General features: G+C 70.2%; 26 protein-coding genes and 1 pseudogene. 10 read left to right on the plus strand and 17 right to left on the minus strand.

The window, feature by feature from the left end; translation table 11 throughout:
- Positions 1–33: 33 nt before the first annotated feature.
- Positions 34–2,085, minus strand: coding sequence for an APC family permease (locus ACH4YP_RS14525; protein WP_361073035.1), 2,052 nt, complete (start codon positions 2,083–2,085; stop codon positions 34–36).
- A 437-nt stretch (positions 2,086–2,522) separates the two neighbouring features.
- Between ACH4YP_RS14525 and ACH4YP_RS14530 the strand changes: the two genes are divergently transcribed.
- Together ACH4YP_RS14530 and ACH4YP_RS14535 are read left to right on the plus strand one after the other, a co-directional pair.
- Complete coding sequence (locus ACH4YP_RS14530) at positions 2,523–3,194, plus strand: TrkA family potassium uptake protein (protein ID WP_055615461.1); 672 nt, start codon at positions 2,523–2,525, stop codon at positions 3,192–3,194.
- On the plus strand, positions 3,194–3,871 hold the full coding sequence (locus ACH4YP_RS14535; protein ID WP_361073032.1) for a TrkA family potassium uptake protein: 678 nt from the start codon (positions 3,194–3,196) through the stop codon (positions 3,869–3,871). The genes ACH4YP_RS14530 and ACH4YP_RS14535 overlap by 1 nt, the downstream gene beginning before the upstream one ends.
- 221 nt (positions 3,872–4,092) lie before the next feature.
- Here ACH4YP_RS14535 and ACH4YP_RS14540 read toward each other — a convergent pair whose 3' ends face one another.
- The 7 genes from ACH4YP_RS14540 to ACH4YP_RS14570 form a co-directional block, all read right to left on the minus strand.
- Positions 4,093–4,812, minus strand: coding sequence for a DUF3159 domain-containing protein (locus tag ACH4YP_RS14540; protein ID WP_055615459.1), 720 nt, complete (start codon positions 4,810–4,812; stop codon positions 4,093–4,095).
- 3 nt (positions 4,813–4,815) lie between these two features.
- Entirely contained in the window at positions 4,816–5,214 is a 399-nt protein-coding gene (locus ACH4YP_RS14545) for an OB-fold nucleic acid binding domain-containing protein (RefSeq protein ID WP_361072121.1), read from the minus strand.
- Positions 5,215–5,413: 199 nt separating this feature from the next.
- Positions 5,414–6,097, minus strand: coding sequence for a response regulator (locus ACH4YP_RS14550; RefSeq protein WP_398490758.1), 684 nt, complete (start codon positions 6,095–6,097; stop codon positions 5,414–5,416).
- Positions 6,094–8,652, minus strand: coding sequence for an ATP-binding protein (locus ACH4YP_RS14555; protein WP_398490759.1), 2,559 nt, complete (start codon positions 8,650–8,652; stop codon positions 6,094–6,096). Before ACH4YP_RS14555 ends, ACH4YP_RS14550 begins: the two co-directional genes overlap by 4 nt.
- A gap of 135 nt (positions 8,653–8,787) precedes the next feature.
- Positions 8,788–9,480 carry an ABC transporter ATP-binding protein gene (locus ACH4YP_RS14560; protein ID WP_361072112.1) on the minus strand — a complete coding sequence of 231 codons (693 nt, stop codon included), beginning with the start codon at positions 9,478–9,480 and terminating at the stop codon, positions 8,788–8,790.
- Positions 9,481–9,539: 59 nt separating this feature from the next.
- Positions 9,540–10,754, minus strand: a complete 1,215-nt coding sequence (locus ACH4YP_RS14565; protein ID WP_398490760.1) for an alginate lyase family protein — start codon at positions 10,752–10,754, stop codon at positions 9,540–9,542.
- Positions 10,755–10,971: 217 nt separating this feature from the next.
- On the minus strand, positions 10,972–11,865 hold the full coding sequence (locus ACH4YP_RS14570) for a peptidoglycan-binding protein (protein WP_398490761.1): 894 nt from the start codon (positions 11,863–11,865) through the stop codon (positions 10,972–10,974).
- 201 nt (positions 11,866–12,066) lie between these two features.
- On the opposite strand from ACH4YP_RS14570, the gene ACH4YP_RS14575 reads away from it, so the two are divergent.
- The 4 genes and pseudogenes from ACH4YP_RS14575 to ACH4YP_RS14590 all read left to right on the plus strand — a co-directional run bounded on the left by ACH4YP_RS14575 (position 12,067) and on the right by ACH4YP_RS14590 (position 14,257).
- Complete coding sequence (locus tag ACH4YP_RS14575) at positions 12,067–12,633, plus strand: TetR/AcrR family transcriptional regulator (RefSeq protein WP_143638208.1); 567 nt, start codon at positions 12,067–12,069, stop codon at positions 12,631–12,633.
- 153 nt (positions 12,634–12,786) lie between these two features.
- Positions 12,787–13,266: pseudogene (locus tag ACH4YP_RS14580) on the plus strand (MFS transporter); the annotation flags it as partial.
- 85 nt (positions 13,267–13,351) lie between these two features.
- Positions 13,352–13,492, plus strand: coding sequence for a hypothetical protein (locus ACH4YP_RS14585; RefSeq protein ID WP_361072103.1), 141 nt, complete (start codon positions 13,352–13,354; stop codon positions 13,490–13,492).
- A complete protein-coding gene (locus ACH4YP_RS14590; RefSeq protein ID WP_398490762.1) occupies positions 13,493–14,257 on the plus strand; it encodes an MFS transporter in 765 nt (254 codons plus the stop codon).
- A gap of 142 nt (positions 14,258–14,399) precedes the next feature.
- On the opposite strand, the gene ACH4YP_RS14595 is transcribed toward ACH4YP_RS14590, so the two are convergent.
- Genes ACH4YP_RS14595 through ACH4YP_RS14605 form a run of 3 tightly spaced genes read right to left on the minus strand, consistent with a single transcriptional unit; the run spans position 14,400 to position 16,271 of the window.
- Positions 14,400–15,161, minus strand: coding sequence for a DUF3710 domain-containing protein (locus ACH4YP_RS14595; protein ID WP_361055294.1), 762 nt, complete (start codon positions 15,159–15,161; stop codon positions 14,400–14,402).
- 1 nt (position 15,162) lies between these two features.
- Positions 15,163–15,690 carry a dUTP diphosphatase gene (gene dut, locus ACH4YP_RS14600; protein WP_361055297.1) on the minus strand — a complete coding sequence of 176 codons (528 nt, stop codon included), beginning with the start codon at positions 15,688–15,690 and terminating at the stop codon, positions 15,163–15,165.
- Positions 15,687–16,271 (minus strand): PaaI family thioesterase, encoded by a 585-nt coding sequence (locus ACH4YP_RS14605; protein ID WP_398490763.1) that lies wholly within the window; start codon positions 16,269–16,271, stop codon positions 15,687–15,689. Before ACH4YP_RS14605 ends, dut begins: the two co-directional genes overlap by 4 nt.
- Before the next feature lie 58 nt (positions 16,272–16,329).
- Here ACH4YP_RS14605 and ACH4YP_RS14610 point away from each other — a divergent pair, with 58 nt between their 5' ends.
- On the plus strand, positions 16,330–16,794 hold the full coding sequence (locus ACH4YP_RS14610) for a DUF3093 domain-containing protein (protein ID WP_055615447.1): 465 nt from the start codon (positions 16,330–16,332) through the stop codon (positions 16,792–16,794).
- A gap of 160 nt (positions 16,795–16,954) precedes the next feature.
- Here the strand turns inward: ACH4YP_RS14610 and ACH4YP_RS14615 are convergent, their stop codons facing one another.
- The 4 genes from ACH4YP_RS14615 to ACH4YP_RS14630 form a co-directional block, all read right to left on the minus strand.
- The gene (locus tag ACH4YP_RS14615) at positions 16,955–17,851 is read right to left on the minus strand and encodes a hypothetical protein (protein ID WP_398490764.1); all 897 of its coding nucleotides are present in this window, start codon (positions 17,849–17,851) and stop codon (positions 16,955–16,957) included.
- Between the two features lie 13 nt (positions 17,852–17,864).
- Entirely contained in the window at positions 17,865–18,161 is a 297-nt protein-coding gene (locus tag ACH4YP_RS14620) for a DUF4193 domain-containing protein (protein ID WP_005481602.1), read from the minus strand.
- Positions 18,162–18,554: 393 nt separating this feature from the next.
- The gene (locus ACH4YP_RS14625; RefSeq protein WP_361055306.1) at positions 18,555–19,796 is read right to left on the minus strand and encodes a HAMP domain-containing sensor histidine kinase; all 1,242 of its coding nucleotides are present in this window, start codon (positions 19,794–19,796) and stop codon (positions 18,555–18,557) included.
- A gap of 6 nt (positions 19,797–19,802) precedes the next feature.
- A complete protein-coding gene (locus ACH4YP_RS14630) occupies positions 19,803–20,456 on the minus strand; it encodes a response regulator transcription factor (RefSeq protein ID WP_307535873.1) in 654 nt (217 codons plus the stop codon).
- A 391-nt stretch (positions 20,457–20,847) separates the two neighbouring features.
- Here ACH4YP_RS14630 and ACH4YP_RS14635 point away from each other — a divergent pair, with 391 nt between their 5' ends.
- Positions 20,848–21,021 carry a hypothetical protein gene (locus ACH4YP_RS14635; RefSeq protein ID WP_266760762.1) on the plus strand — a complete coding sequence of 58 codons (174 nt, stop codon included), beginning with the start codon at positions 20,848–20,850 and terminating at the stop codon, positions 21,019–21,021.
- A 105-nt stretch (positions 21,022–21,126) separates the two neighbouring features.
- Here ACH4YP_RS14635 and ACH4YP_RS14640 read toward each other — a convergent pair whose 3' ends face one another.
- Positions 21,127–21,951: an inositol monophosphatase family protein gene (locus ACH4YP_RS14640; protein WP_398490765.1), complete on the minus strand. Its 825-nt coding sequence runs from the start codon at positions 21,949–21,951 to the stop codon at positions 21,127–21,129.
- Positions 21,948–23,075 (minus strand): ferrochelatase, encoded by a 1,128-nt coding sequence (locus ACH4YP_RS14645; RefSeq protein WP_398490766.1) that lies wholly within the window; start codon positions 23,073–23,075, stop codon positions 21,948–21,950. The genes ACH4YP_RS14640 and ACH4YP_RS14645 overlap by 4 nt, the downstream gene beginning before the upstream one ends.
- Positions 23,076–23,237: 162 nt before the next feature.
- On the opposite strand from ACH4YP_RS14645, the gene ACH4YP_RS14650 reads away from it, so the two are divergent.
- Both ACH4YP_RS14650 and ACH4YP_RS14655 read left to right on the plus strand, forming a co-directional pair.
- Positions 23,238–24,476, plus strand: a complete 1,239-nt coding sequence (locus ACH4YP_RS14650) for an MFS transporter (protein ID WP_398490767.1) — start codon at positions 23,238–23,240, stop codon at positions 24,474–24,476.
- Positions 24,436–25,755: a D-arabinono-1,4-lactone oxidase gene (locus tag ACH4YP_RS14655; protein WP_361055319.1), complete on the plus strand. Its 1,320-nt coding sequence runs from the start codon at positions 24,436–24,438 to the stop codon at positions 25,753–25,755. Before ACH4YP_RS14650 ends, ACH4YP_RS14655 begins: the two co-directional genes overlap by 41 nt.
- The last annotated feature ends 5 nt before the right edge of the window (positions 25,756–25,760 follow it).

The raw sequence follows: 25,760 nt of genomic DNA on the forward strand, positions 1-25,760 counted from the left end.
CCGCTCACCACAAGCCCGTGGGCCCCCTGCCTCTCAGCGCTTCGGGGACGACGGCTCCTTCGGCCGGTCCTCGGCCGGTCCGCGCCGCACGGAACCCGGCGCGTTCCAGTCCTGCCGCTTGCGGGCCCGCTTCTTGGCCACCTCGGACGACTCCAGCTGGTACGGCACGGACGTCACCATCACGCCCGGCGTGAACAGCAGCCGCCCCTTGAGCCGCAGCGCGCTCTGGTTGTGCAGCAGCTGCTCGTACCAGTGGCCGACCACGTACTCGGGGATGATCACCGACACCGCGTCGCGCGGGGACTCGCGGCGCAGCCCCTTCACGTAATCGATGACCGGCCGCGTGATCTCGCGGTAGGGCGAGTCGAGGACCTTCAGCGGTACGTCGATGCCGCGCCGCTCCCACTCCTCGCGCAGGGCCTTCGTCTCGGCCGGGTCGACGTTGACGCTGAGCGCCTCCAGAGTGTCGGAGCGCATCAGCTTGGCGTACGCGAGGGCCCGCAGTGTCGGGCGGTGGATCTTCGAGATCAGCACGACGGAGTGGACGCGGGAGGGGCGCACGCTGTCGTCGGACGGGCCCTCGGGCGCGGCGATCTCCTCGGCGACCCGGTCGTAGTGCTTCCGGATCGCGGACATCGTGGCGTAGAAGATCACCATGCCGAGCAGTGCGACCCAGGCGCCGTGCGTGAACTTGGTGACGAGGACGACGACCAGGACCAGGCCGGTGAAGAAGGCGCCGAACGCGTTGATGGCCCGGGAGCGGACCATGTGGCGGCGCTTGGCCTGGTCCTTCTCGGTGGCCAGGTGGCGGTTCCAGTGCCGGACCATGCCGGTCTGGCTGAGCGTGAAGGACACGAACACGCCGACGATGTAGAGCTGGATGAGCCGCGTCGAGTCGGCGCCGTAGATCCAGATGAGCAGGATGGCCGCGCCGGCGAGCAGCACGATGCCGTTCGAGAAGGCGAGCCGGTCGCCGCGGGTGTGCAGCTGGCGCGGCAGGTAGCGGTCCTGCGCGAGGATCGAGCCGAGCAGCGGGAAGCCGTTGTACGCGGTGTTCGCGGCGAGGAAGAGCACGAGCGCGGTGGCCGCGGCGAGCACGATGAACAGGAAGCTGCCGTGGCCGAACACGGCCTCGGCGACCTGGGAGATCACCGGGTTCTGGACGTAGTCGGCGCCGACCTCGACGCCGTTCTTCAGCAGGTCGTGGGCCGGGTTCTCCGCCATGCGGACGTTGGTCACCATGGCCAGGGCGATGATGCCGCAGAACATGGTGACGGCGAGCAGGCCCATGGCCGCGAGGGTGGTCGCCGCGTTCTTGGACTTGGGCTTGCGGAAGGCCGGGACGCCGTTGGAGATCGCCTCGACGCCGGTGAGCGCGGCACAGCCGGAGGAGAAGGCGCGCAGCAGCAGGAAGACGAGGGCGAAGCCCGCGAGCCCCTGGTGCTCGGCCTTGATCTCGAAGTCGGCGGTGGGCGCCTTCATGGTGTCGTCGAGGACGAGCCCGCGGAAGGCACCCCACGCGATCATCAGGAAGACACCCGTGACGAAGACGTACGTCGGGATCGCGAAGAGCTTCCCGGACTCCTTGACGCCGCGCAGGTTCATCAGCGTGAGCAGCACGATGACGGCGACCGCGCAGAGCACCTTGTGCTCGACGACGAACGGGATCGCCGAGCCGAGGTTCTCGATGCCGGACGCGATCGACACGGCGACCGTGAGGACGTAGTCCACGAGCAGTGCGCTGGCAACGGTGAGGCCGGCCTTGGGGCCGAGGTTGGTGTTGGCGACCTCGTAGTCGCCGCCGCCGCTGGGGTAGGCGTGCACGTTCTGCCGGTACGAGGCCACAACGGTGAACATCAGCACGACGACCGCGACGGCGATCCAGGGACTGAAGTGATAGGCCGACACGCCCGCGATGGACAGGACGAGCAGCACTTCTCCCGGCGCGTACGCCACGGAGGAGAGCGGGTCGGAAGCGAAGACGGGGAGTGCGATGCGCTTCGGCAGGAGTGTCTCTCCGAGCCGGTCACTGCGCAGTGCGCGCCCGATCAGGATCCGTTTGGGCACGTCGGTCAGTTTGGACACGCAGAGGATCGTAAGCGGTCGAACACGGCCACGCCCACCCTCCCCCGCCCTCGGCGTCGTTCGGAGGACGGAGCGGCCGTCCTTCGTCTGCCCTCCGAGTGAAATCCCGTACGGGCCCGGTTGCGGATTCCACCGCTGGGCAAAGCCGCATGCCTATATGAAAAAAGCCAGAACTTTGCCGCCCCTTGCCACTTCATGGAGGTTCCATGCACACCACCGCGGAACTCATCGGCGCCGCCGCCGGACTCGTAGGCCTCGGGATCCTCACTCTCGTCAGCGTCCGCAGCATCAGCCGCCGCTGACCGCCGGGATCCCGCGGGCGATCGTGCACGGGGGTTGCCGCCCGCGGACCGCGCGTGTGTAGCTTGGGCGTCGGTCTGAGACGCTGTCTTGGCGTGTCAGCCTGAGCAGCAATTTTTCACACCGGAAGGACGGTCGTGCACATCGTCATCATGGGCTGCGGAAGAGTGGGTTCCGCTCTTGCCCAGACCCTGGAGCAACAGGGGCATACGGTCGCCGTGATCGACCAGGACCCCACCGCCTTCCGACGACTGGGCTCCGGGTTCGGCGGCCGTCGTGTCACCGGCATCGGCTTCGACCAGGACACCCTGCGCGAGGCGGGCATCGAGGACGCCGGCGCCTTCGCCGCCGTCTCCAGCGGCGACAACTCGAACATCATCGCCGCCCGGGTGGCCCGCGAGATGTTCGGCATCGAGAACGTCGCGGCGCGTATCTACGACCCTCGCCGTGCCGAGGTCTACCAGCGGCTGGGCATTCCGACGGTCGCCACCGTGCGCTGGACCGCCGACCAGATGCTGCGCCGGCTGCTGCCGTCGGGCGCCGAGCCGCTGTGGCGCGACCCCACGGGCGGGGTGCAGCTCGCCGAGGTGCACGCGTCCACGGCGTGGGTCGGCCAGCGGATCAGCCGGCTCCAGGAGGAGACCGGTGTGCGCGTGGCCTTCCTCACCCGACTGGGTGAGGCGGTGCTGCCCACCTCGCAGACGGTGCTGCAGGAGGGCGATCTGGTGCACGTGATGATGCGTACGGACGACGTCGAGAAGGTCGAGGCGTCGTTCGCCGAGGGCCCCGAGGAAGAAGGCGGTCACTGATGAGGGTCGCCATTGCCGGTGCCGGTGCGGTGGGCCGCTCGATCGCGGGCGAGCTCCTGGAGAACGGGCACGAGGTCCTGCTGATCGACAAGGCGCCGACCGCCATCTCGGTCGAGCGCGTCCCGCAGGCGGAGTGGCTGCTCGCCGACGCCTGCGAGATCACTTCGCTGGACGAGGCCGCGCTGCAGCGGTGCAACGTGGCCATCGCGGCGACGGGCGACGACAAGGTGAACCTCGTCGTGTCGCTCCTCGCCAAGACGGAGTACGGGGTCCCGCGGGTCGTCGCCCGTGTCAACAACCCCAAGAACGAATGGCTGTTCAACGAGTCGTGGGGCGTGGACGTGGCCGTCTCGACCCCCCGTCTGATGTCGGCCCTGGTCGAGGAGGCGGTGAGCGTCGGCGACCTGGTCCGCCTGCTCCGCTTCAGCCACGGCGACGCCAACCTCGTCGAGCTGACCCTGCCCCCGGAGTCCGCTCTCGCCGGCACCCAGGTCGGCGATGTGGAGTGGCCCGAGGACACCTCCCTCGTCACCATCATCCGCGGCACCCGGGTCCTCACCCCCACCCGGGAGGACTCTCTGGAAGCGGGCGACGAACTCCTCTTCGTGGCGGCCCAGGCCCGCGAGGAACAGCTGGAGGACCTGCTGTCGGTGCGTCGCGAGGACGCGTCGAGCTGACGGCCGGCGTACGGGAGACAAGTGGAGGGGCGCTCGGAGATGTCTCCGAGCGCCCCTCCACTTGTCAGCTTGGTCCGGCATCACTTTCGAGGTGGCCCGGCAGCGCTTCACCGCTTGGTCCGGCACCATCCAGTTCGTCCGGCGTTTGAGGACGAGGCCGTTCAGGCCGATAGCGGGGGTCTGGGGGCTGCGCCCCCAGCGGCCCACACAGGCACCGGTGCCTAATCGGCAGACCGAGCCGCCGCTTCCCGCTCCTTCTCGGCCCGCTCCTCCGCCTCCATCTCGGCAAAGACGTCAATCGGCGGCGGAGCCTTCGCCAGGAAGACCCACGTGAGCCAGACGGCGAGCAGGAAGGGCGGGATCTTCAGGGCGATCAGGACCCAGCCGAACTGAGTCGTGTCTGCCCACCAGTACAGCGGGAACAGGATCGCGCACTTGGCGAGCAGAATGAGCCCCCAGGCCCAACTGGCCTTCGCGTACGCCGTCTTGCGCCCCGGATTGCGCGTACGCCAGGAGAGGTTCTCCTTGAAGACCGGGCCGAGGATGAGCCCGATCAGCGGAACTCCCGCGAGCGTCGTGATGATGTAGGCGAGGGCGAGTCCGAGCGTGTAGAGCATGCCCGGCAGGTAGAAGTCCTTCGCGTTGCCCGTCATCATCGCGAAGACCACGCCGAAGGCCACACCGAAGACGCCGCTGAAGGCGTGCTTGACGGTGTCCTTCATGACCAGGCGGACCACGACCAGGAGGATCGAGACGCCGAGGGCCGCGATGGCCGCCGAGTGCAGGTCCTTGTTGATCGTGAAGATCGTGACGAAGAGCAGGCCCGGCAGGACCGTCTCGATCATGCCCCGCAGACCGCCGAACGCCTCGAAGAGCGCGGCCTCGGTCACCGCCCGCGAATCCCGCTGGGCGTCTTCGGTCGGCTTGTCGAGCGACGTCACCGGCTACTCCCGTCCGAGGGGTCTGAGTTCGTATTTGGGATTGAACAGCACCCGGCGGCCCCGGCTCAGCGAGATCCGGCCCGATGCGATCAGCTTGCGCCCCGGTTCTATCCCCACTATCGAGCGCCTGCCGAGCCACACCACGTCCAGCGCGGCCGAACCGTCGAACAGCTCGGCCTCCAGGGCCGGGACACCGGCCCTCGGGCGCAGGGTGACCGTGCGCAAGGTACCAGTAACGGTGACCACCTGTCGGTCGCGGCAGTCACCGATACGCGTACAGCCCGCGGTCTCCGTGTCCTCGCGCAGCTCCTCCGACTCCAGGTCCTGCTGGGACGAGGAGAGCCGGTCGATCATCCGCCGGAACCGGCCCGCCGGCTTTTCGGAACGAGGAACAGCGCTCATATCCGAAGCGTACCGGGGGGCGCTGACGTCTACGTACCCCTGGTGCCGCCACTCGAACCGGCGTACGACCCGAATCGGCGTACGACCCGGCCCGACGCGCTTCTCGCACCGGCTCACTTCTCGAACCGGTATCCCATCCCCGGCTCCGTGATGCTGCTTCCCCCGGGGGCGACCCCCGGACCCCCGGCCGGCTCAGGGCTCAGCTCTCGAACCGGTATCCCATCCCCGGCTCCGTGATGAAGTGCCGGGGATGCGCCGGGTCCGTCTCCAGCTTGCGGCGCAGCTGGGCCATGTAGACCCGCAGGTAGTTCGTCTCGGTGCCGTAGGAGGGGCCCCAGACCTCCTGGAGCAGCTGTTTCTGGCTGACCAGGCGGCCCGTGTTGCGCACCAGCACCTCCAGGAGGTGCCACTCGGTGGGCGTGAGGCGCACGTCGCGGCCGTCCCGGTTGACCTTCTTGGCGGCCAGGTCGACGGTGAAGTCCTCGGTCTCGACGATCACGTCCTCCTCGTCGCCCCCGTTGGGTTCGGCCCGGCGGACGGCGGCCCTCAGACGGGCGAGCAGCTCGTCCATGCCGAAGGGCTTGGTCACGTAGTCGTCGGCGCCCGCGTCGAGGGCCTCGACCTTCTCGTCGGAGGAGTGCCGGGCGGACAGCACCAGGATCGGGACGCGGGTCCAGCCGCGCAGCCCCTTGATCACCTCGACGCCGTCCATGTCGGGCAGGCCCAGGTCGAGCACGACGACGTCGGGGTGCCGGGCGGCCGCGAGCTGGAGCGCCGTGGCGCCGTCGGGGGCCGAGTCGACCTCGTACTTGCGTGCCTTGAGGTTGATCACGAGGGCTCGGGTGATCTGCGGCTCGTCGTCGACCACGAGGACGCGGGTCATGAAGCCTGCCTTTCCGGTTGTACGAGTGCTGTGACGTCCACGAGGGGTGTCGGGTGGGCGGGGGCCGCCCTGAGGGTGAGGACCATGGTGAGGCCGCCGCCGGGGGTGTCCTCGGCGTCCAGGGTGCCGCCCATGGCCTCGGCGAAGCCCCGGGCGACCGCGAGGCCGAGGCCCACACCGGCGCCGCGCGGGGCGTCCCCGTAGCGCTGGAAGGGCGCGAAGATACGGTCCTTCGCCTCGTCCGGGACCCCGCGGCCACGGTCCACCACACGTACCTCCACCCGGTCTCCGAGCGCGCTGGCGGCGACCAGGACCCGCTCGCCGGCGGGGCCGTACTTGACGGCGTTCTCGACGATGTTGGCCACCGAGCGCTCCAGCAGGCCCGGGTCGACGGCGACCATGGGCAGCGTCTCGGGGATCTCCAGCTCGACGCTGTCCTCCGGTACGCCGCCGAGCGCCATCGGGACGACCTCGTCGAGGTCGATCTCACGGATCAGCGGGGTGACCGTGCCGGTCTGCAGGCGGGACATGTCGAGGAGGTTGCCGACCAGGTGGTCGAGCCGGTCGGCGCCCGCCTCGATGCCCTCCAGGAGCTCGGCCTCGTCCTCCTCGGACCAGGCCACGTCGTCGGACCTGAGGGACGACACGGCGGCCTTGATGGCGGCCAGCGGGGTGCGCAGGTCATGGCTGACGGCCGCCAGCAGCGCCGTACGGATGCGGTTGCCCTCGGCGAGTGCGCGGGCCTGCTCGGCCTCCTCCTGGAGGCGCTTGCGGTCCAGGACGACGACGGCCTGGGCGGCGAAGGCGGCGAGCACCCGGCGGTCCTCGGCGGGCAGGACCCGGCCGGAGAGGGCGAGCGCGGTGTGGTCGCCGACCGGCATGTCGACGTCCGCGTCCTCGGGGAGCGTCGGCGGGTGCGGGCCGACACTGCCCGCGCAGGTCCACGGATCGACGTCGCTCTCCCGCTCCAGCAGGGCCACCGACTCCATGCCGAAGGTCTCGCGGACCCGCTCGAGGAGGGCGTCCAGGCTGGTCTCGCCGCGCAGGACGCTGCCGGCCAGGAAGGAGAGGATCTCGGACTCGGCCCGCAGCCGGGCGGCCTGCTGGGTTCGACGGGCGGCCAGGTCCACCACGGAGGCCACCGACACCGCGACGCCCACGAAGATCACGATGGCGACGATGTTCTTGGGGTCCGCGATGGTCATCCGGTGCAGCGGCGGGGTGAAGTAGTAGTTCAGCAGCAGCGAGCCGAGGGCCGCCGAGGCGAGCGCCGGGAGCAGCCCGCCGAGGAGGGCCGCCGCGACGATCAGCGTCAGGAAGAGCAGCATGTCGTTGGCGAGCCCGAGGTTCGAGGCGCCATGGGTCAGCAGCAGCGCGAGGAGGGCCGGCCCGACCACACCGACCAGCCAGCCCGCGATGATCCGGGACCGGCCGAGCCGCACTCCCCGGGCGGCCGGCAGCCCGCGCCCCTTGCCGACCGCGTCGTGCGTGACGATGTGCACGTCCAGGTCGGGCCCCGACTCCCGGGCGACCGTGGCTCCGACTCCGGGGCCGAGCACGTACTGCCAGGCCTTGCGCCGGGAGGAGCCCAGCACGATCTGGGAGGCGTTGACCCCGCGGGCGAACTCCAGCAGCGCGGACGGGATGTCGTCCCCTATGACGTGGTGGAAGGTGCCGCCGAGGTCCTCGGCGAGGGTGCGCTGGACGGCGAGTTCCTTGGGCGAGGGGGAGGTCAGGCCGTCGCTGCGGGCGATGTAGACGGCGAGGACCTCGCCGCCGGCGCCCTTCTCCGCCAGCCGGGCGGCTCGGCGGATCAGCGTACGGCCCTCGGGACCGCCGGTGAGGCCCACGACGATGCGTTCGCGGGCCTGCCAGGTGGAGCGGATGCCGTGCTCACCGCGGTACTGCTGGAGGTACTCGTCGACGCGGTCGGCGACCCAGAGGAGGGCCAGTTCGCGCAGGGCGGTGAGGTTGCCGGGGCGGAAGTAGTTGGAGAGGGCCGCGTCGACCTTGTCGGGCTTGTAGATGTTGCCGTGCGCCATCCGGCGGCGCAGCGCCTGCGGAGACATGTCGACCAGCTCGATCTGGTCGGCCCGGCGCACCACCTCGTCCGGGACGGTCTCGCGCTGCCGTACTCCCGTTATCGACTCGACGACGTCGCCGAGCGACTCCAGGTGCTGGATGTTGACCGTAGAGACGACGTCGACTCCGGCGGCGAGGAGTTCCTCGACGTCCTGCCAGCGCTTGGCGTTCCGTGAGCCGGGAACATTCGTGTGGGCCAGTTCGTCCACCAGGGCGACGGCCGGGGCGCGCTCCAGGACGGCGTCGACGTCCATCTCGGTGAAGACCGTGTCCCGGTAGGGGATCTCCCGGCGGGGGATCCGCTCCAGGCCGTGCAGCATGACCTCCGTGCGCGGCCGGTCGTAGTGCTCGACGAAGGCCACCACGCAGTCCGTGCCCCGCTCGACGCGGCGGTGCGCCTCGGACAGCATCGCGTACGTCTTGCCGACGCCCGGTGCCGCACCGAGGTAGATCCGAAGCTTGCCGCGTCCCATGGCCCCATTGTCTTCCCAAAACGCACTGCGCACGCTGCGTCGACCTTACGGCCAACAATCCTGACAAATGGGGTGAGGAGTGGTACGCGGGACGTCTTTGACAGAGCCCTGACGCGCCGCCGATCCCTCCGGGCCTCAGTGCTCGACGATCTCGCCGTCGCTCAGCTCCAGGACCCGGTCGGCGAGGTCCAGGAGGGCCGCGTCGTGGGTGGCGACGAGCGCGGTGACCCGCTCACTGCGGACGACCGCCCGCAACAGCTCCATCACCGCGATACCGGTCTCGGCGTCGAGCTGGCCGGTGGGCTCGTCGGCGATGAGGAGCGCGGGCTCGTTCGCGAGGGCGCGGGCGATGGCCACGCGCTGCTGCTGCCCGCCGGACAGCTCGCCGGGCCGCTGCGCCGCGTGGTCGGCGAGCCCGACCAGGGAGAGCAGCAGCTCGACACGCTCCTCGCGCTCACGGGGGTCGGCCCGGCGCAGCCGCATCGGCACGCCCACGTTCTCGGCGGCCGTCAGGATCGGGATGAGACCGAAGGACTGGAAGACGAAGCCGATACGGTCCCGGCGCAGCTCCAGCAGCCCGTTCTCTCCGAGCCCGGAGAGGTCGAGCCCGTCGACGGTGATCCGACCGTCGTCCGGCTCGTCGAGCCCGCCGACGAGGTTGAGCAGTGTGGTCTTGCCGGACCCCGACCGCCCCTTGAGGGCGACGAGTTCACCGCGCGGTATGTCGAACGAGACGCCGCGCAGGGCGTGTACGGCGGTGGCTCCGCTGCCGTACGAGCGGTGGACGTTCTCGACGCGCACCATCGTTTCGGTGACGACCTGGCTCATGACCCTCCCCCGTGGACCGGGCGCCAGTATCACCGTCCGGCGCCCGGTCGGGCAACGTCTCAGTTCGGGTTGTCGCCGTGCGTGAGCGTCTCCCAGGCGACGAAGAGGTTGTTGCTCCCCGCCGGACGGTTCTGCCGCGTCAGCCGATCGGTGTTGGTCATGGCATGGCCGAGGCGGTTGCTCAGGGCGTTGTGGCCCACCTCCGTGACGGGCCCGAGCCCGAGATTCAGCGAACCGCCGCACAGCGAGCTCGGGGGCACCTCGCCCAGCTGATACTTGGCCTGGAAGCCGAGCGCGTGCCGCAGCCGCTCCCCGACGTCGGTGCCGTACAGGTCCTGGCCCTGGATACGGCTGGTCTCGGCGGTGTGCGAGATCGCCGAGATGCCGTATCCGGTGTGCGTGAGGTCGCGGCAGGTCTCCTGCGTGAGCCCGTTGACGAAGGTCGACTGCCCCTGCCAGTAGTTGATGATCTTCTGTGCGGTGTCGAGGTTCTGGCTCGGCACGGTCTTCGGCAGCGCGCCGTCGGAGGACAGATACACGTACGCGGCCGTACGGGTGCGGAACTTCGCCATCGCCTTGTCGTACGACGCCCTGTCCTCAAGGAAGACGGAGATGCCGACGGCGGCCTCCATCATCGACAGCTCCCAGTTGCCGTTGGAGTGCGAGCCGTTGATGATCTCGGGGAGGTACACGGTGCGCAGCATGGTCGCGAAGCGGCCCGAGTTCGCCCAGTTGCCGTCGTACGTGTGCTTGATGATCTCGGCGGCCTTGGGCCAGGACGAGCCCGCCCAGCCGGTCTGCAGCGGGGCGTTGCTGTTGGTGTGGTCCCGGATCGTCGCGGACCAGGCGTCCATCAGCTCGATCGCCTTCTTCGCGTACCGCGCGTCCCGTGTGACGTACCAGGCGAGGGCCTGGGTGTACGCGGCGATCGCGTCCTCGCGCTCGTCGGTGCAGCCGTTGTTGGGGTTCGAGTACGGGCCGCACTCGACTACCGCCCGGGGCTTGGGAGTTCGCGTGAGCGAGCCGTACCTGCTCGCCAGCATCTGGTCGTACGCGCCCTTCCAGGGCTGTGCGCCGGCGTTGACCTGCTGCCGGGCGAAGTCCAACTGGCCGCGGGAGACGGTGACTCCGGGGTGCGCGAAGGTGGCGGGAGCCGCCTCGGCTCGGTCGGCGGCGGGCCAGGCGAGGGCGCCTGCCAGGAGTGCGGCGACGGTCGCGAGGAGCGCGAGGCGGGATCTGCGGCTGTGACGTGGGGGTACCGGGGTGTTCGGCATTGTGGGGACATCCGTTCTCGTATGTGAACACGGAATGCCTTTATGAACACAGGCGTTGGCCGTGACCATAGGTACGGACCAATTTCACGTCAAGAGAAAAGGCAGCAGAAAAGAAGCGCGGGAAGGAGCGGAGGAAGGCGGGGGAAGAGGCGGGGAACGACAACGGCCCGTGGGGCTCCGGACGACGTCCGGAGCCCCACGGGCCGCGCGCCAGGAGTCAGTCCTTGACCGTGAAGCCCTGCTCCTTGCCGAGCCTCTTCAGCGTCGTCCGGCCCGGGATGCCGTTGGCGTCGGCACCGCTGAAGCCGTACCGGCGCTGGAGGGACGCGTACGCCTCGACGGTCCTGCTGCCGAAGGAACCGTCGGCCCACTGGGCGGGCAGCAACCCCTCGGCGACGAGGGCCTTCTCGACGACGAGGACGTCCGCCTTGTGGGTCATGCCGCCCTGGGGCAGCCCCGGGTCGCGACGCGCGGCGGCGACGACGTTGCTGAGGTCGACGACCGGCTTCGACGGCGTACCGCCGCCCGCCCCGGGCTGTCCGGCCGGGGCCGCCTCGAAGAGGGCGGACTTGTCGATGTCGCCCGGGTCCCAGTGGTCGTTGCCCGGGATGTTGGCGTGGCCGTAGTGGCCGCCCTTGCTCATCCAGATCGTCCGGGGGCGGTTGGTCGCGTCGGCGCCCGAGGTCGCGAGACGGCCGGCCGGGAAGGTGTCCGGGATCTTCCAGGAGCGGATCGCGGCCATCATGGCCCGGTAGTTGGGCCCCGGCTTCCAGGTGGCGGTGAACGGCTTGCCCGCCCGCCCGAGCACCTCGATCTGGATGCAGACCTTCCCGACGCGGTTGGTCCTCGTCGAACCGTCGTTGCGCAGCGCGCGGGCGCTCGCGTTCAGCGGGCCGAACTGGCCGAGCCGGTCGGTCGTCGGGTCGTACAGCAGGTGCGGCTCGGCGGCGACGCTGATCAGGTGCGCCGTCACGGAACGGAACGCGGCGTCGCCAGCGCCGCTCTCCGTGGTGTGCCAGACGACACGGCCGGGGACCGACGGATGATCCATCGCGCCTCCGACGCTCCCGTCGCCCAGCCGCTGCGCCTTCTCGATCCAGTTCGTACCCATCCGGGCTCCCGTGCTCTGTTACGTAGGTCGGTCGGCAAGTCGTGGGTGATACAGGCGAGTTGACGGCTCGGCGCCAGCTCCGCCCTGGGTGACGCAGCGTAGCCACTCGCGGGTTCCGATTCGGACGTTTCTTTACTTACTTCAGCGTGACGAGCGACTCCGCCCTTGACGGCGAAAAAGTGTGAGTGGTTGAGTACTCACATGCAGACGGAACGACGCCGCCACCTGTCCACCGCCGAGGAGCGCCGCGAGACGGTGCTCCGCACCGCCATCGGCGCCTTCGCCTCGCGGGGCTACTTCGGCACGACGACCACGGAGGTGGCCAAGGCCGCCGGCATCTCCCAGGCATACGTCTACCGACTGTTCCCGAACAAGGAGTCCCTGTTCGCCGCGGTCGTCGAGCACTGCTTCGTCAGGGTGCGGGAGAGCCTGGAAGGGGGCGCGGCCGAGGCGAAGGGCAGTTCACCGGAGGCGGTGCTCTCGTCGATGGGCGACGCCTACGCCCGCCTGATCAGCGACAACGACCTACTGCTCGTCCAGCTGCACGCCCAGGCGGCCGCGGTCTCCGTCCCCGCGATCCGGGACGCCGTGCGAGCGGGGTACGCCCGCACGGTGGAGTACGTGCGCGGCGCCTCCGGGGGCGACGACCGGCAGGTCCAGGAGTTCTTCGCCGTCGGCATGCTCTGCCATCTCGTGGTGTCGATGGAGGCGCAGGAAGTGGACGCCCCATGGACGCGCACACTCACGGCGGGCATCCGGCACTACTGACGAGCCCACCGCGGCGGGGCAAGGGGTCGCCTTTCACACCCGACCCGACAGCTCCGCCTCTTTTCGAGTCAAAGAGTGAGTGGTCAGCCACACACACTCGTCACGCCCAAGAACTCACAGGACCTCACAGCAACCCGCGAGAAGGGGAACCCGATGTCCAGCACGCGAAAGGGAGCAAGGGCGGTGCGCCCCGGCGCCGCACTCGCGGTCCTCGCCGCCGCCCAGTTCGCCGTCGCGCTCAGTACGTCCGTCGTCAACGTCGCCCTGCCCGCGGTCCGTGACGGCGTCGGGCTGTCGGACACCGGCATGTCCTGGGTCGTGAACTCCTACGGCCTCGCCTTCGGAGCGCTGCTCCTGCTGGGCGGACGGACCGCCGATCTGGTGGGCAGACGCCGCGTCCTCCTCGGAGGCCTCGCGCTGTTCACCGCGGCATCGGTCGCCGCGGGCCTCGCCACCGGCCCGTGGACGCTGATCACCGCGCGCACCTCACAGGGCGTCGGAGCCGCCGCCGTGGCGCCCGCCGCGCTCTCCCTGGTCATGCGGCTCTTCCCGCCAGGACCCGGGCGCGCCAAGGCAATTGGGGTCTGGGGCGCGGTGTCCGGCGCCGGCGGAGCCGCCGGAGTCCTGCTCGGCGGGGTGCTCACCGAGGGCCTGGGCCGGCCGTGGGTCTTCCACGTGTCCGGGCTCGGCGCGGCCGCCGTGCTCGTCGGCCACCCTGGTGCTGGTCCCCGCCTCACCGCCCGACGACGGCGCTCCCGGGCGGCTCGACCTCGTCGGCACGCTCACCGTCACGGCCGGACTGGTCACGCTGGTGTACGGGCTCACGTCGGCCGGACGCTCCGGCTGGACCGACCCCTGAGTGCTCGGCTCCCTGGGCGCCGCGGCCGTGCTGCTCGCGCTGTTCCTCCTGGTCGAGCGGCGCCACCCCGCTCCGCTGCTGCCACCGCGCCTGTCGTCGGAGGGGCTGGTCGCACCCGCCAACCTCGTGATGACACTGCTCGGCGCCGTGTGGGTCGGCCTGTTCTTCTTCCTGCCGCTCTATCAGCAACAGGTCCTCGGCGCCGGACCGTTGGAGACCGGCCTCTCCCAACTCCCCCTGGCGGCGGCGAACATGCTCGGCTCCTGGTTCGCCCCGCGGCTGGCCCGCCGGTTCGGGCCGCACGTCACGCTCGCCGCGGGCCTGCTCACCCAGGCCGCCGGACTGCTGTGGCTGTCCAGGATCACGGCGGACGGCAGCTACCCGGCCGACCTGCTCGGCCCGATCCTCGTGATCGGCCTCGGCCTCGGCACGGCGTTCGTCCAGCTCACCGGGGCCGCCGTGACCGGCGTACGGCCCACCGACTCGGGTCTGGCCAGCGGCCTGGTCAACACCACCCGGCAGATCGGCGGAGCCGTGGGCCTGGCCGTCCTCGGCACCCTCGCCGCCTCCCGTACGGCCGCCGCGCACCACCACTCCCCCGCGGCGGCCCTCACCGAGGGCTACCGGCTCGCCTTCCCCTTCTCGGCGGCCGCACTCGCCGTCGGCGCCGCGCTGACTCCCCTCCTGTCCCGCCGCCTCGCGGCACAGCCCCACACCGAGCGCCGGTCGCGACGGTCCGTCTGCCGCGCCGTGTACCGGCGATGATCCACGGCTCGTGGATCCCGGACGCCGCCTGAGGGGAGATCCCGGGAAACGGCGTTGGGCCGCACTCCCCTTCGAAGGGGAGTGCGGCCCAACGCCCTGCTTCCGTGGCCCTATTTCCGTGGCCGCGCTTTCGTGTATGGGGCTACCGGACCTCGGTGATCTCCGGTCCGCGCTGCAACTGCCCCATGCCGCCGGAGAAGCGGGAACCGGCCTGCTCCTCCTGCTGGACGCCCTCGGCGACCATCTGCGCGTCGTCCGGCAGCTTCAGGACGATCGGGTCGCGCGGAGCCATCGGGCCCTCACCGCGGACCACCACGGTGTCGCGGAAGATCTGCTCCAGCAGACCGCCGCTCTGCGGCTGCACGGCGCCCTGGCCGGAGATCACTCCGCGCAGGAACCAGCGGGGCCCGTCCACGCCGATGAACCGGACGACCTGGAAGCCGCCCGTCCCGTCCGGCAGCTGTACCGGTACCTGAGCGCGCAACTCCCAGCCCAGCGGGCCCTCGACCTCGTCGATGACACCGCCCTGCTGGGTGATGCCGGTGGCGATCTCCTCGCGCACCTCGCCCCAGATGCCCTCGCGCTTGGGGGCGGCGAAGGCCTGCAGCTGGACGGCGCTGTCCTTGAGCACCACGGTCGCCGCGACGATGGCGTCGCCCGCGACCTCCACCCGGAGCTCCATGCCGTCGACCCCGGGCACGAAGAGACCGCCCAGGTCGACCCGGCCCTCGGCCGGATCCCGGACCTCTGTGCTGTCCCAGGGGCCGTCGGGGCGCGGCTCGGGCTCAAGCCTCACGCGCTCGCGCTCCGCGTCGTCCGCCTCAGCGCCGACACTGTCGGCGACCTGCTCGGCCTCGCCCGCCGCGTCCTCGGCGGCACTGCCCTTCTTGCGACGTCCGAACACGTCACTGTCCTTCCCGGTCGGATACGACCGAAGCGTATCGATTCCCACCCGTTGTGCCGCCCACGGCTGCATGCCCGCCGGTGGACCCGAAGCCCCCTGCGGCCCGCGCCGAGTCGGGAAGCTCCGCCACCTCCTGGAAGCGCACCTTCTCGACCTGCTGGACGACCAGTTGGGCAATCCGGTCGAAGCGCTCGAACCGCACGGACTCGCGCGGGTCGAGATTCACCACGATCACCTTGATCTCCCCACGGTACCCGGCATCAACCGTCCCCGGGGCATTCACCAGGGCGACACCGCAACGGGCGGCGAGCCCGGAACGCGGGTGCACGAAGGCCGCGTACCCCTCAGGAAGCGCGATGCACACTCCCGTGGGCAGCACGGCCCGCTCGCCCGGTTCCAGTACGCGGCTCTCCGTCGTCCGGAGGTCCGCGCCGGCGTCACCGGGGTGCGCGTATTCCGGAAGCGGTACGTCCGGATCGACGCGCTTGATCAGCACGCCCACGGGAGTCGTGGTCGGGGTCGGGGTCACGGGTTCACCTCGAAGGCACGGGCACGGCGGACCTGGTCGGGGTCGTCCATGGCCGCACGGATCTCCTCCGGGCGGCCGTTGTCGATGAAGTGCTCCACCTTCACCTCCAGGAACAGGGCGTCCGCGCGGACGGCGACGGGCCCGTCCGGGCCGCCGATCCGTCCGGTGGCGGACGAGTAGATCTTGCGCCCCGCCACCGCCGTGACCTCGGCCTCCAGATACAGCACGGTGCCGACCGGCACGGGCCGTACGAAGTCGGTCTCCAGCCGTCCGGTCACGGCGATGGCGCGCAACAGCCAGCTCAGCGAACCGAGGCTCTCGTCGAGGGCGCTCGCCAGGACTCCGCCGTGCGCGAGGCCCGGAGCGCCCTGGTGGGCGGGCTTCACGGTGAACTCGGCGGTGATCCGCACCCCGTCGCCCGCGCGGGCCTCCAGGTGCAGTCCGTGCGGCTGCTCCCCGCCGCAGCCGAAACACTCGCCGTAGTGCGCGCCGAGCAGCTCGCCGGGCGCGGGCGCGTCGGGATGCCTCACCGGCGCCACGGCGTCGGCCGGGGGCCGCAGAGCTGAAGATGTACCACTCACAGGCGCAGACCTTACCTCCGCGTCAGCGCCGCGCACGCACCGTGGCAGGCTAGGCCGTATGCAGCTTTCCGCCTCGCCGTACGAAGAACGTCTGACCGCGCCCCGTTCCTGGTGGTTCATCAGCCTGCTGGTGGGCCTCTCGATGGCCCTGATCCTGCTGCCGTTCGGCACGCTTCCCCTGCTGGGAGGCCTCGTCGGCGGCACGGCGGTCGCGGCGGTGGCGGCCAGTTCGTACGGCTCGGTGCGGATCCGTGTGGTGGCCGGTTCCCTGATCGCGGGCGACGCGAAGATCCCGGTCTCGGCGCTCGGCGAGGCCCATGTCCTCGACCCGGAGGAGACGCGCGCCTGGCGCACGTTCAAGGCCGACACACGCGCCTTCATGCTCCTGCGCTCCTACATCCCCACGGCGCTGCGCGTGGAGGTCACCGACCCGGCCGACCCGACCCCGTACCTGTACCTGTCGACCCGCGACCCGGAGCGCCTGGCGGCGGCACTGGAAGCGGCACGGACGACGACGGCGTAGATGACGGCGACGGCGTGGATCCGGCCGGATCCACTCCCGGTCCCGGACCGGCTCGCGGCCGAGTTCCGGCCGTGCTCGCACTCATGTCCCGTACGGAAACTTTCCCTTCCACGGGTCAGAACTTTGCCTGCCAGGGCCGGGGGAAGAGGGTCAGCGGGGGTCAGCGCCCCAGTTCCTTGGGAATCTCCCCGACGCGCAGCGGATCGGCCGGCTTCTCCAGGGGCGGCAGCGCCGGCAGCGCGTCCCACGGCACCTGCGCCTTGCGGAGGTCCTTGCGGATGCGCTCCGCGAGCTTTCTCGTGTCACGGCGGTTCATGACCGCCCCGACGGCGGCGCCGACCATGAACGGCATCAGGTTCGGCAGGTTTCTGACCATGCGCTTCATGATCTGCTGGCGCAGCTCGCGCTTCAGCTGGCCTCCGAGGGCCGCGTTGATCGTCGACGGTTTGGTCACGTCGATTCCGCGCTCCTCCGACCACGAACTCAGATACGTGGTGGAGCGCTGCTTCAGACTGCCCGGCGGCCGCAGGCCGTAGACCTCGTACAACTCCGCGATCATCTTCATCTCGATCGCGGCCACGCCGGTGATCTCGGCGGCCAGTTCCGTGGGCATCGCCGGGGGTACGGGCATCATCGCGGCCGCGCCGATTCCCGCGCCCACCGTGGAGGTCGCGTTGCACGCGCCCGCCACGAGCTTGTCCGCGAGCTGCTCGGGGCCCAGGGCCGGGAACTGCCTGCGGAGGGTCGCGAGGTCGCGTACGGGGATTCGCGGGGCGTTCTCGATGATGCGGTCGGTGAGGTACGCCAGGCCCGCCCTGGCGCGGCTGCCGCCCTTACGGACACCTTCCTTGACCCCGTGGCCGACTGCGGCGGCCCTGCGTTTGGCGACAGACGCCTTCGGAACCGGCACCTCCAGGGCACCGGAGGCGCCTGTCGCGTCCACTGCTTCGAGCGAGGCCGGGTGGCCCCGCTCGTCGTCATGCATGCCGTCCGAGGACGGACCGGCCGCTCCCTGGTCACGAAAGCGGCGCTTCCAGGGCGGGGTCGAGCCTGTCACGGCCGACCCTGCCTCAGTCGCAGTCGCGGCAGATCGGCTGGCCGTTCTTCTCGCGGGCCAGCTGGCTGCGGTGGTGGACCAGGAAGCAGCTCATGCAGGTGAACTCGTCCTGCTGCTTCGGCAGGACCCGGACGGCCAACTCCTCGTTCGAGAGGTCCGCGCCGGGCAGTTCCAGGCCTTCTGCGGCCTCGAACTCGTCCACGTCGACCGCCGAAGTCGACTTGTCGTTCCGGCGAGCCTTCAGTTCTTCAAGGCTGTCCGAATCGACGTCGTCGTCGGTCTTGCGTGGGGTGTCGTAATCCGTTGCCATGTCGCTCTCCCCCTCTGGGTGTCTGCAGTGTCTCCAGCGCACGTAACGCGTGAGAGGCCGGACTTGTGCCCGACCCGAGGCGGAGATTTTGCCTCACATCAAGGTCTGTTACTCAATCGACACCCAATCGGACCCCTCAAGAGTGATCGGCTTGGATGGCGAACGGGACCGTACACGGTCCGAATGCCGCACTTCAAAGGCGTCTCACCGTGTACTTCCCGTGATCTCGACCCCCGAAAACCCGGATTATCCCGGCTTTACGACAGCCTTCTTGATCACGGAGAGTAGATGGCCGGAAATTCGCCCTTGTGATCGATCACACACGAGACAGCTCGCCGCATGCCCAGAAAATTCCGCGCAAAGCGAACATCCTCGCGTGTCGGCGACATGGTCTCAGACAGGCAGGGTTACTCGCATCACCAGTCCACCCCCCTCACGCGGTTCCGCGGCGATATGACCGCCGTGGGCACGGGCCACCGACCTGGCAATCGACAGGCCAAGACCCACCCCCTTGTCACTTCCCGTCCGCTCCGTACGCAGTCGCCGGAAAGGCTCGAAAAGATTGTCGATCTCGTACGCGGGCACCACGGGCCCCGTATTGGACACCACGAGAACCGCCTGGCCGTGCTGCACCTCTGTGGTCACCTCGACCCAGCCTTCCTCCGCCACGTTGTACCGCACGGCGTTCTGGACGAGGTTCAGGGCGATCCGCTCCAGGAGGACGCCACTGCCCTGGACGACCGCGGCATCGCGCTTCCCGCGGATCGCCACGCCCTTCGCCTCCGCCTCGCCACGGGCCTGGTCGATGGCCTGCGAGGCGACCTCGGCGAGGTCGACCGGCTTGCGTTCGACGATCTGGTTGTCGCTGCGGGCGAGAAGCAACAGGCCCTCGACGAGCTGCTCGCTGCGCTCGTTCGTGGCGAGCAGCGTCTTGCCGAGTTGCTGGAGCTCCACGGGCGCTCCCGGATCGGACAGGTGCACCTCAAGGAGCGTGCGGTTGATCGCCAGCGGCGTCCGCAGCTCGTGCGAGGCGTTCCCGACGAACCGCTGCTGGGCCGTGAAGGCTCTCTGGAGCCGCTCCAGCATGTCGTCGAAGGTGTCCGCCAGCTCCTTGAACTCGTCGTCGGGACCGTCCAGCTCGATCCGCCGTGACAGGTCCGACCCCGCCACCGCGCGCGCGGTGCGCGTGATCCGCCCGAGCGGCGACAGCACCCGGCCTGCCATCGCGTAGCCGAAGGCGAACGCGATGACGGCGAGACCCAGGAGGGCGAGCAGTGAGCGGCTGAGGAGGCCGTCCAGAGCATGCTGCTGCTGGGTGGCCGTGCACTCCTTGAGCATCGCGTTCAGCTCTTGGTTGCTCCCGGCGTCGCTCAGCTGGGGGCAGTTCTCGCTGAAGAGCTTGAGGTTGCTGCCGGTCACCTGGAAGGAGACGCTGCTGCCCTCGCGGAGGGCCTGGGCCGCCAACAGGTAGATGATCGACAACAGCAGGATCCCGGCGATCAGGAACATGCCGCCGTACAGCAGCGTGAGCCGTATCCGGATGGTCGGACGCAGCCAGGGGAACGGCGGCTCCGGTTTCCTCGGGTCCCAGGTGGGCTTCGGGGGCGCCTTGGGAGGAGCGGGTGTCGTTGTCATCGGATATCAGATCCGGTAGCCGGAACCGGGCACCGTGACGATGACCGGGGGCTCACCGAGCTTGCGGCGCAGGGTCATCACCGTGACGCGCACGACGTTGGTGAACGGGTCGGTGTTCTCGTCCCAGGCCTTCTCCAGGAGCTGCTCGGCGGAGACGACGGCGCCCTCGCTGCGCAGCAGCACCTCCAGGACGGCGAACTCCTTGGGCGCGAGCTGGACCTCCTTGCCGTCCCGGAAGACCTCACGGCGGTTGGGGTCGAGCTTGATCCCGGCGCGCTCCAGGACGGGCGGCAACGGCATGCTCGTACGCCGGCCGAGGGCACGCACGCGTGCCGTCAGCTCGCTGAACGCGAAGGGCTTGGGGAGGTAGTCGTCGGCGCCGATCTCCAGGCCCTCCACGCGGTCGCTGACGTCTCCGGAGGCCGTGAGCATCAGCACGCGGGTGGGCATGCCGAGTTCGACGATCCTGCGGCAGACGTCGTCGCCGTGCACGAGGGGGAGGTCACGGTCGAGGACGACCACGTCGTAGTCGTTGACGCCGATGCGCTCCAGGGCGGCCGCGCCGTCGTACACGACGTCGACGGCCATGGCCTCCCGGCGCAGTCCGGTGGCCACCGCATCGGCGAGCAGTTGCTCGTCCTCGACGACGAGTACGCGCACGTCGCTGTTCCTTCCTCTGTCCACCCGCGTAGCGCCTCTTCGGCGCACGCGGGCAGGGTCTGTCGCGGGTTGAGTCTCCATCCTGCCCTTTTCGGCCATAAGTCGGCTGTAAGGCGGGTGCGGGGGCCAGGGAATGCCAGATTTTCTCGTGCGGTTGAGGTTTCCGTGGAAGGGAGCGGGGGGAGGACGGCTTTACACCCCGCGATCACGCTCTGCTTGTGCCGCACCACCATGCGGTACGTCACGGTCCGCTTCCGCAGGGCGGGCGTGGGTGTCCGGCACCGTCGCCGCCCAGTGCGGGCAGCGCTGGGCACCCTGGAGACGTGATCGCCCCTTCCGAACGGCACACCCCCGTGCCACCGACCCACGACCCAGGACGAGGGGGCGCAGCATGGACGCATTCACCGCAGGACTTCTGCAGCGCATAAGGGCGACCGAGTCCGACCTGACGATGGCTCGCGAGACCGGCGACGACTTCCTCGCCGAGGTCGAGCAGGCAGAGCTCGACGATCTGCACCGCCTTGCCGCAGAGCACGGCGTGCAGGTCGGCGCGTCACACGTCTGACCAGCTCGCACGAAAGCAGGCCCCGGCATCGATCCAGTGCCGGGGCCTGCTTTTTTGTCGCCGCTGCTCTGCTCGGCGTCAGTCGCGCCGGGTGTCCCCGCGTGCTCAGTCGTGCCAGGCGCCCAGCTCCTCCAGGCGGGCCTGGAGCGGTTCGAAGAGGCCGGGTGGGGCCGCGATGGTCAGGTCCGTGGAGAGGGGCTCTCCGGGGCGTCCGCCGGTCAGGGCGCCCGCCTCGCGGGCGATCAGGTCGCCGGCGGCGTAGTCCCAGGGGTTCAGGCCCCGCTCGTAGTACGCGTCCAGGCGGCCCGTCGCCACGTCGCACAGGTCGATCGCCGCCGAGCCGCCGCGGCGGATGTCCCGGACCTGGGGGATCAGGTGTCCGACCACCTCGGCCTGCCGGGCCCGGCGCTCGGCGAGGTAGCCGAAGCCGGTGCCGACGAGGGCCAGTCCGAAGGCGGGGGCGGGCCGCACGCGCGCGGGGTGGTCGTTCACGTACGCGCCCTGCCCCAGGACGGCCCGGTAGGTCTCCGCGCGCAGTGGGGCGTGCACCACTCCGACGACGGTCTCGCCGTCCTTGAGGGCCGCGATGGAGACGCACCAACTGGGCAGTCCGTACAGGTAGTTGACCGTGCCGTCGATCGGGTCGATCACCCACTGGACGCCGCTGGTGCCCTCGACGCTGGCGCCCTCCTCGCCGAGCACGCCGTCGTCCGGCCTGCGGTCGGCCAGCAGACCGGTGATCAGCTTCTCGGAGGCGATGTCCATCTCGGTGACGACATCGACGGCACTTGACTTGGTGGCGGCCACGCCGAGGTCGTCCGGGCGGCCGTCGCGCAGAAAGGCGCCCGCGCGGTGGGCCGCGTCGAGCGCGATCTCCAGTAGCTCGGCCTTCAGCTCGTCGTTCGCTGTGGCGGTCACGGTGCTCCTCATGCGTACGGGCTGTCGGCGCCCGCGGCTGCGGGCTTGGGGGCGCGGGCCGGGCAGCAGCCCACGGGACACAGGTTGTGGCTCGGGCCCAGGGCGCCGAGGGCGCAGGGCGTCACGGCCCGGCCGCTCTCCGCGGCGGCCCGCTCCAGGACCAGCTCGCGGATCGCGGCGGCGAACCGCGGGTCGGCGCCGACGGTGGCCGAGCGGCGCACCGGCAGTCCCAGCTCTGCGGCCTTCGCCGTGGCCTCCGTGTCGAGGTCGTACAGGACCTCCATGTGGTCCGACACGAACCCGATGGGTGCCATGACGACGGCCGGGACGCCGGCGCCGTGCAGTTCCTCCAGGTGGTCACAGATGTCCGGCTCCAGCCAGGGGATATGCGGGGCGCCCGAGCGCGACTGGTAGACGAGCTGCCAGGGGTGGTCGATGCCGGTCCGCTCACGCACGGCGTCGGCGACGAGCCGCGCGACGTCCAGGTGCTGCTTCACGTACGCCCCGCCGTCGCCGTGGTCCTCGGCCGGGCCCGAGGTGTCCGCCGAGGCGTTCGGGATCGAGTGGGTCGTGAAGGCGATGCGCGCGCCCGCGCGGACGTCCTCGGGGAGTTCCGCGAGGGACTTCAGGAGGCCCTCGATCATGGGCTCCAGGAAGCCGGGGTGGTTGAAGTAGTGCCGCAGCTTGTCGATGCGCGGCAGCTCCAGGCCCTCCCCCTCCAGGGTGGCCAGGGCCCCGGCGAGGTCCTCGCGGTACTGCCGGCAGCCCGAGTACGAGGCGTACGCGCTCGTGGCGAGGACCAGGACCCGGCGGCGGCCGTCGGCGACCGTCTCGCGCAGGGTGTCCGTCAGATACGGGCCCCAGTTCCGGTTGCCCCAGTACACCGGCAGGTCGAGCCCGTGCTCCGCGAAGTCCTTGCGGAGGGCGTCCAGCAGGGCGCGGTTCTGGTCGTTGATGGGGCTGATCCCGCCGAACAGGAAGTAGTGCTGCCCCACTTCCTTGAGGCGTTCCTTGGGGATGCCCCGTCCACGTGTCACGTTCTCCAGGAACGGGACCACGTCGTCGGGGCCCTCGGGGCCGCCGAACGAGAGCAGGAGCAGGGCGTCGTAGGGGGTGGCATCGAGCGCGTCTCGCATGTCTCGATCCTGCCACCCGGCTCCGACAGCCGGACAACGGCGGGGTGCCGGACAGCCGGCGGACAGCGGGATGGCCGACATCCGCGTATGCGTTAGGGTCACCTGACTCGTAAGCTGTATCGGCCGCATTCGCGCCTTACCGGACCGCTCCCGGAGACCCCCGTGCCCAGCCCCTACCGCGCCCTGTTCGCAGCCCCCGGCTCCAGGGGCTTCACCACCGCGGGCCTCCTCGGCCGGATGCCGCTGTCGATGATGGGCATCGGCGTGGTCACGATGATCTCGCAGGTCACCGGACGGTACGGGCTCGCGGGCGCGCTCTCGGCGACCATGGCGCTGTCCGCCGCGGTGTTCGGCCCGCAGATATCCCGCCTGGTGGACCGGCACGGGCAGCGGCGGGTGCTGCGCCCCGCCACACTGGTCGCACTCGCCGCGGCCACCGGACTGCTGCTGGCCACACACTTCGACTGGCCGGACTGGGTGCTGTTCCTCTGCGCGGCCGGCATCGGGTGCGTACCGAGCATCGGCGCGATGACCCGGGCGCGCTGGGCGTACCTGTACCGGGGCAAGCCTCAACTGCACACCGCGTACGCCTTCGAGTCCGTCGTGGACGAGGTCTGCTTCATCTTCGGGCCGATCATCTCCATCGGCCTGTCCACCGTCTGGTTCCCGGAGGCCGGGCCGCTGCTCGCGGCCTGCTTCCTCGGGGCAGGCGTCTTCTGGCTGACCTCCCAGCGCGCCACCGAACCCCCGCCGCATCCGCGCGAGCACCACACGGGCGGCTCGGCCCTGCGCTCGGCCGGACTGCAGGTCCTGGTGGCCACCTTCGTGGCGACGGGGGCGATCTTCGGGGCGGTCGACGTGGTCACCGTCGCCTTCGCCGACGAGCAGGGTCACAAGGGGGCCGCGAGCGTCGTCCTGGCCGTGTACGCGGCGGGCTCCTGTCTGGCGGGTGCCGTGTTCGGGCTGCTGCGCCTCGGCGGAGCGCCCGCCCGCAGGTGGGTGCTGGGCGTATGCACCATGGCCGTGAGTATGATCCCCCTCCTACTGGTCGGAAACTTGCCGTTCCTGGCCGTGGCGCTGTTCGTTGCGGGCCTGTCCATCGCGCCGACGATGATCACGACGATGGCCCTCGTCGAACTGCACGTACCTCGCGCGAAACTGACCGAAGGCATGACATGGGTGAGCACCGGGCTCATGGTCGGGGTCGCGCTCGGCTCCTCCCTGTCCGGCTGGGTGATCGACACGGCCGGGGCGCGGGCCGGGTACGGGGTTCCGGTCGCGGCCGGAGCCGTCGCGGTCGCGGTGGGTTTCCTGGGGTATCGCCGGCTCAGCAGGCCGGTTCCGCAGCGGGGAGGAACCCATGAACAGCACAGTGAGCGGGAAGAGCGGCACCTGGCGTAACTGGGCGGGGAACGTCACCGCCCGGCCGGCCCGGCAAGTCACTCCGGCTTCCGTCGAGGAACTCTCCGCCGCCGTGCGCCAGGCCGCGGAGGACGGACTCAGAGTGAAGGCCGTCGGCACCGGTCACTCCTTCACCGCGGCCGCCGCCACCGACGGCGTGTTGATCCATCCTCAACTGTTGACCGGGATCCGCAAGGTTGATCGTGAGGCAGGCACCGTCACCGTCGAGGCGGGCACACCGCTCAAGCGTCTCAACCTGGCTCTCGCACGCGAGGGGCTGTCTCTCACGAACATGGGCGACATCATGGAGCAGACGGTTTCGGGGGCGGTCAGCACCGGGACGCACGGCACCGGCCGCGACTCGGCCTCGATAGCCGCCCAGATCACGGCACTTGAGCTGGTGACGGCCGACGGCTCGGTGCTCAGCTGCTCGGAGAAAGAGAACCCCGAGGTGTTCGCGGCGGCCCGCGTCGGCATCGGCGCGCTGGGGATCATCACCGCGATCACCTTCTCCGTAGAGCCCACTTTTCTTCTCACGGCCCGTGAGGAGCCGATGAGCTTCGACGAGGTGACGGGTTCCTTCGACGAACTGTTCGCGGAGAACGAGCACTTCGAGTTCTACTGGTTCCCGCACACCGGCAACTGCAACACCAAGCGCAACAACCGCAGCGCGGGCCCGGAGAGGCCGGTCGGCACGGTGCGCGGCCTCTTCGAGGACGAGTTCCTCTCCAACGGCGTCTTCCAGGTGGCCAATTACGTGGGCCGGGCCGTGCCCGCCGCCATCCCCTCGATCGCCAGGATCTCCAGCCGCGCCCTGTCTGCGCGCACCTACACCGACATTCCCTACAAGGTCTTCACTTCCCCGCGCCGGGTCCGCTTCACGGAGATGGAGTTCGCCGTCCCGCGCGCGGCCCTCGTCGAGACGCTGCGCGAACTGAAGGCCATGGTCGACCGTTCTCCTCTGCGCATCAGCTTCCCGGTGGAGGTGCGTACGGCGCCCGCCGACGACATCACGCTCTCCACGGCGTCCGGCCGGGACACCGCGTACATCGCCGTCCACATGTTCCGGGGCACCCCGTACCAGGCGTACTTCAGCGCCGCCGAGCGGATCTTCACCGCGCACGAGGGGCGTCCGCACTGGGGCAAGGTGCACACGCGTGACGCGGAGTACTTCGCCGATGTCTACCCGCGCTTCGGCGAGTTCACCGAACTGCGGGACCGGCTCGACCCGGAACGGCGGTTCGGGAACGACTACTTGCGCCGTGTACTGGGCGAGTAGACGCG

Origin of the sequence: Streptomyces sp. NPDC020747 (genome assembly GCF_044334695.1) — a bacterium.
In the GTDB taxonomy this organism is placed as follows: Bacteria; Actinomycetota; Actinomycetes; order Streptomycetales; family Streptomycetaceae; genus Streptomyces.